The organism is Streptococcus pseudopneumoniae (assembly GCF_001072375.1).
Taxonomy (GTDB): Bacteria; Bacillota; Bacilli; order Lactobacillales; family Streptococcaceae; genus Streptococcus; species Streptococcus pseudopneumoniae_L.
The window spans coordinates 1-5,415 of record NZ_JVKV01000092.1 but is presented as its reverse complement, the minus strand read 5'-3'; the positions used below and the strand labels follow the sequence as shown (position 1 = coordinate 5,415).

Sequence of the window (5,415 nt, the reverse complement as noted above, 5' to 3'; positions counted from 1 at the left end):
CGAAATCGAGACTTTGTCTATCGATTTCTGTCCCACCGCCTTTTCTTGTCAATTTCAGAAAATAGATAGGAAAAAGACTTTTCAATTTTGGTAAAAAGTAGTATAATGTTTCTATTATAGAAATTTTTAGAAAATTCCGAAAGAGGTTTGTTATGGGATACACAGTTGCTGTTGTTGGCGCTACAGGTGCCGTTGGTGCTCAAATGATCAAAATGTTGGAAGAATCAACTCTTCCGATCGATAAGATTCGTTACCTTGCGTCTGCACGTTCTGCAGGAAAGGTCTTGCAATTCAAAGGTCAAGATGTGACCATCGAAGAAACAACAGAAGACGCTTTTGAAGGGGTTGATATTGCTCTTTTCTCAGCTGGTGGATCAACTTCTGCAAAATACGCACCTTATGCTGTTAAGGCAGGCGCAGTCGTCGTAGATAACACTTCTTACTTCCGTCAAAATCCAGATGTACCATTGGTTGTTCCTGAAGTGAATGCTCACGCCCTTGATGCTCACAACGGAATCATCTCATGTCCTAACTGTTCAACTATTCAAATGATGGTAGCTCTTGAACCAGTTCGTCAGAAATGGGGCTTGGACCGTATTATCGTATCAACTTATCAAGCAGTTTCAGGTGCTGGTATGGGAGCAATTCTTGAAACCCAACGTGAGCTTCGTGAAGTCTTGAATGACGGTGTTAATCCACGTGATGTGCATGCGGAAATCTTGCCTTCAGGTGGCGATAAGAAACACTATCCAATTGCCTTCAATGCTCTTCCACAAATTGATGTTTTCACTGATAATGACTACACTTACGAAGAAATGAAGATGACCAATGAAACCAAGAAAATCATGGAAGACGATAGCATTGCCGTATCAGCAACATGTGTACGTATTCCAGTTTTGTCAGCTCACTCTGAGTCAGTCTATATTGAAACAAAAGAAGTAGCACCAATCGAAGAAGTGAAAGCAGCTATTGCTGCCTTCCCAGGTGCAGTTCTTGAAGATGATGTTGCTCACCAAATCTATCCTCAAGCAGTAAATGCTGTTGGTTCACGTGATACTTTCGTTGGACGTATCCGTAAAGATTTGGATGCAGAAAAAGGTATTCATATGTGGGTGGTTTCTGATAACCTTCTTAAAGGCGCTGCTTGGAACTCAGTTCAAATCGCAGAAACACTTCACGAACGTGGATTGGTTCGCCCAACAGCTGAATTAAAATTTGAATTGAAATAATGTGTAGGAGTTCTTTTGAACTCCTTCTTTAAAATAGAAAGGTGTTTTGTATGTCTTATCAAGATTTAAAAGATTGTAAAATTATCACAGCCTTTATTACTCCTTTTCATGAAGATGGCTCTATCAATTTCGATGCCATTCCAAAGTTGATTGAACATTTATTGGCTCATCATACAGATGGAATTCTCTTAGCAGGGACAACTGCTGAGAGTCCGACTCTAACTCACGATGAGGAGTTGCAGTTGTTTGCGGCTGTTCAAAAGGTTGTCAACGGACGAGTTCCTTTAATCGCTGGTGTGGGTACCAATGACACACGTGACTCTATCGAATTCGTCAAAGAAGTAGCAGAGTTTGGTGGTTTTGCAGCTGGTCTTGCGATTGTTCCTTACTATAATAAACCATCCCAAGAAGGTATGTATCAGCACTTTAAAGCTATTGCAGATGCTTCTGATTTGCCAATTATCATCTATAACATTCCAGGTCGTGTAGTTGTTGAAATGACTCCAGATACCTTACTTCGTTTGGCAGAACATCCAAATATTATCGGTGTCAAAGAATGTACCAGTCTTGCCAATATGGCTTACTTGATTGAGCATAAACCAGAAGAATTTTTGGTTTATACTGGTGAAGATGGAGATGCCTTCCATGCTATGAACCTTGGTGCAGACGGAGTTATCTCTGTTGCTTCCCATACAAATGGGGATGAGATGCATGAAATGTTCACTGCGATTGAAGAGAGTGATATGAAGAAGGCGGCAGCGATTCAACGTAAATTTATTCCTAAAGTCAATGCTCTCTTCTCTTACCCAAGTCCGGCACCTGTTAAGGCGGTACTCAACTATATGGGATTTGAAGCTGGGCCAACTCGTCTACCTTTGGTTCCTACGCCTGAAGAGGATGCTAAACGCATTATCAAGGTTGTTATTGATGGGGATTACGAAGCAACTAAGGCAACTGTCACTGGAGTCCTTCGTCCTGATTACTAAGATAACTAATATAAAAAACTTTCTAAACAAGTAAAATTGTTGGGAAGTTTTTTTCTTTTTCTACGAATAAATAGATAGAGAGAAAAACAAGGAGTCTATCATGAAAATTAAGATTGATAATTTTGAGATTTATAAGTTGAAACAAGCAGGTTTAAGTAATCAACAGGTTTTAAAGGTACTTCAATATGGAGAAATCTATGATCAAGAATTAACCCTAGAAACGATAGCAGAAGCATCTGAGTGTAGAAATCCAGTGGTTTTTATGGAACGTTACCATAAACTCACCTTTGAAAGTATGGAGCGATTAAGAAGTGACTTTGAAAAATTTCCCTCTTTTTCCATCCTAGACGATGTCTATCCCTTTGCTCTCAGTGAAATCTATGATGCTCCAGTGTTGTTATTTTATAAGGGCGATTTAAATCTCTTAAAGTTACCTAAGATTGCTGTTGTAGGCAGTCGCTCTTGTAGTCAAACAGGAACAAAATCAGTTCGTAAGGTTATTGAAGAACTGGAGAATGAGCTGGTAATTGTGAGTGGGCTTGCTAGAGGGATTGATACTGCAGCTCATATGTCTATTCTTCAAGGTGGTGGAAAAACCATTGCAGTCATTGGGACTGGCTTGGATGTCTATTATCCGCGTTCTAATAAACGACTGCAGGACTACATCGGTGAATATCATTTGCTCCTGAGTGAGTATGGACCTGGCGAAGAACCCTTGAAATATCATTTTCCAGCGCGAAATCGAATTATTGCTGGTCTATGTATGGGTGTCATCGTTGCTGAGGCAAAGATGAGATCTGGTAGTTTGATTACTTGTGAGCGAGCTATGGAAGAAGGAAGAGATGTCTTTGCTATTCCAGGGAGCATTTTAGATGGTCGTTCAGATGGTTGTCATCACTTGGTTCAGGAAGGTGCAAAACTTGTTTCAAGTGGTCAGGATGTGCTAGCAGAATTTGAATTTTAAGAACTAGCAAGGTTTTATCGGTTAAACTTTTCTTCTATATATAGGAGTTAAGTCTTGACAGGTTTTTAAAAATGGTTTACACTTTATAAAGTTTATTACTTTGAAAAGGTGTGATACTGTGGCTACGGCAACAAAGAAGAAAAAATCAACAGTTAAAAAAAATCTAGTAATCGTGGAGTCGCCTGCAAAGGCTAAAACGATTGAGAAATACCTGGGTAGAAATTATAAGGTTTTAGCCAGTGTTGGTCATATTCGTGATTTGAAAAAATCCAGTATGTCAGTCGATGTAGAAAATAATTATGAACCCCAATATATCAATATTCGTGGGAAAGGTCCTCTGATCAATGACTTGAAAAAAGAAGCGAAAAAAGCCAATAAAGTCTTTCTCGCAAGTGACCCGGACCGCGAAGGAGAAGCAATTTCTTGGCATTTAGCTCATATTCTAAATCTAGATGAAAATGATGCTAACCGTGTTGTTTTCAACGAGATTACTAAGGATGCGGTAAAAAATGCCTTTAAAGAACCTCGTAAGATTGATATGGATTTGGTGGATGCCCAACAAGCCCGTCGTGTCTTGGACCGCTTGGTAGGTTATTCTATTTCACCAATTTTATGGAAAAAGGTCAAAAAGGGCTTGTCAGCTGGCCGTGTTCAGTCTGTTGCTCTCAAGTTAATCATTGACCGTGAAAATGAGATCAATGCTTTTCAACCAGAAGAATATTGGACTATTGATGGAGTCTTCAAAAAGGGGACTAAGCAATTCCAAGCATCCTTCTATGGAATGAATGGCAAGAAGATGAAATTGACAAGCAATGAAGTGGTCAAAGAAGTCTTGTCTCATCTATCCAGCAAAGACTTTACAGTTGATCAGGTAGATAAAAAAGAACGCAAGCGTAACGCTCCACTCCCTTATACTACCTCAACTATGCAGATGGATGCAGCTAATAAAATCAATTTCCGTACTCGAAAGACTATGATGGTTGCCCAGCAACTCTATGAAGGGATTAATATTGGTACGGGCGTCCAAGGTTTGATTACCTATATGCGTACAGACTCGACTCGTATCAGTCCAGTTGCTCAAAATGAAGCTGCAAACTACATTAATGAACGTTTTGGCAGTAAATATTCTAAACATGGCAGCAAGGTAAAGAATGCGACTGGTGCACAGGATGCCCATGAGGCTATCCGCCCATCAAGTGTCTTTAACACGCCAGAAAAAATTGCTAAGTATTTGGATAAAGACCAACTTAAGCTTTATACCCTTATCTGGAATCGCTTTGTAGCGAGTCAGATGACGGGTGCTATCTTTGATACCATGGCTGTGAAGCTCTCTCAAAATGGAGTTCAGTTTGCAGCGAATGGTAGTCAGGTCAAATTTGACGGTTACTTGGCCATTTACAATGATTCAGATAAGAATAAGATGTTGCCGGATATGGTAGTTGGTGATGTCGTCAAGCAGGTCAATAGTAAGCCTGAGCAACACTTCACTCAACCGCCAGCACGTTATTCGGAAGCGACACTGATTAAAACTTTGGAAGAAAACGGAGTCGGTCGCCCATCAACTTATGCACCTACAATTGAAACCATTCAAAAGCGCTATTATGTGCGTTTGGCAGCCAAGCGTTTTGAACCGACAGAATTGGGAGAAATTGTTAACAAGCTCATCGTTGAATATTTCCCTGATATCGTCAATGTAACCTTTACAGCTGAAATGGAAGGTAAACTGGATGATGTCGAAGTTGGAAAAGAGCAGTGGCAACGAGTCATTGATGAATTTTATAAACCCTTCTCTAAAGAGGTTGCCAAAGCCGAAGAGGAAATGGAAAAAATCCAAATCAAGGATGAGCCAGCAGGATTTGATTGTGAAGAGTGTGGCAGTCCGATGGTCATTAAACTTGGTCGTTTTGGTAAGTTTTATGCTTGTAGCAATTTCCCAGATTGCCGTCATACACAGGCTATCGTGAAAGAGATTGGTGTTGAGTGTCCAAGCTGTCATCAAGGTCAAATTATTGAACGAAAAACCAAGCGTAATCGTATCTTCTATGGTTGCAATCGCTATCCAGAATGTGAATTTACTTCTTGGGACAAGCCTGTTGGCCGAGATTGTCCAAAATGTGGAAACTTCCTCATGGAGAAAAAAGTCCGTGGTGGCGGTAAGCAGATCGTTTGTAGCAATGGTGATTACGAAGAAGAAAAAATCAAATAAAAAAATGAGTTCTGAAAGTAAATTTCAGGC

The 5,415-nt window shown here is 40.0% G+C and carries 4 protein-coding genes; all 4 read left to right on the top strand.

The annotated features are described in order from the left end of the window. Positions 1 to 152: 152 nt before the first annotated feature. Entirely contained in the window at positions 153 to 1,229 is a 1,077-nt protein-coding gene (locus ADH31_RS07210; RefSeq protein ID WP_049504392.1) for an aspartate-semialdehyde dehydrogenase, read from the top strand. A 50-nt stretch (positions 1,230 to 1,279) separates the two neighbouring features. Then, positions 1,280 to 2,215, top strand: a complete 936-nt coding sequence (gene dapA / locus ADH31_RS07205) for a 4-hydroxy-tetrahydrodipicolinate synthase (protein WP_049509834.1) — start codon at positions 1,280 to 1,282, stop codon at positions 2,213 to 2,215. A gap of 106 nt (positions 2,216 to 2,321) precedes the next feature. Further along, positions 2,322 to 3,179, top strand: coding sequence for a DNA-processing protein DprA (gene dprA / locus ADH31_RS07200; RefSeq protein WP_152904343.1), 858 nt, complete (start codon positions 2,322 to 2,324; stop codon positions 3,177 to 3,179). A gap of 118 nt (positions 3,180 to 3,297) precedes the next feature. Next, positions 3,298 to 5,385 (top strand): type I DNA topoisomerase, encoded by a 2,088-nt coding sequence (topA, locus tag ADH31_RS07195; RefSeq protein WP_049509831.1) that lies wholly within the window; start codon positions 3,298 to 3,300, stop codon positions 5,383 to 5,385. The last annotated feature ends 30 nt before the right edge of the window (positions 5,386 to 5,415 follow it).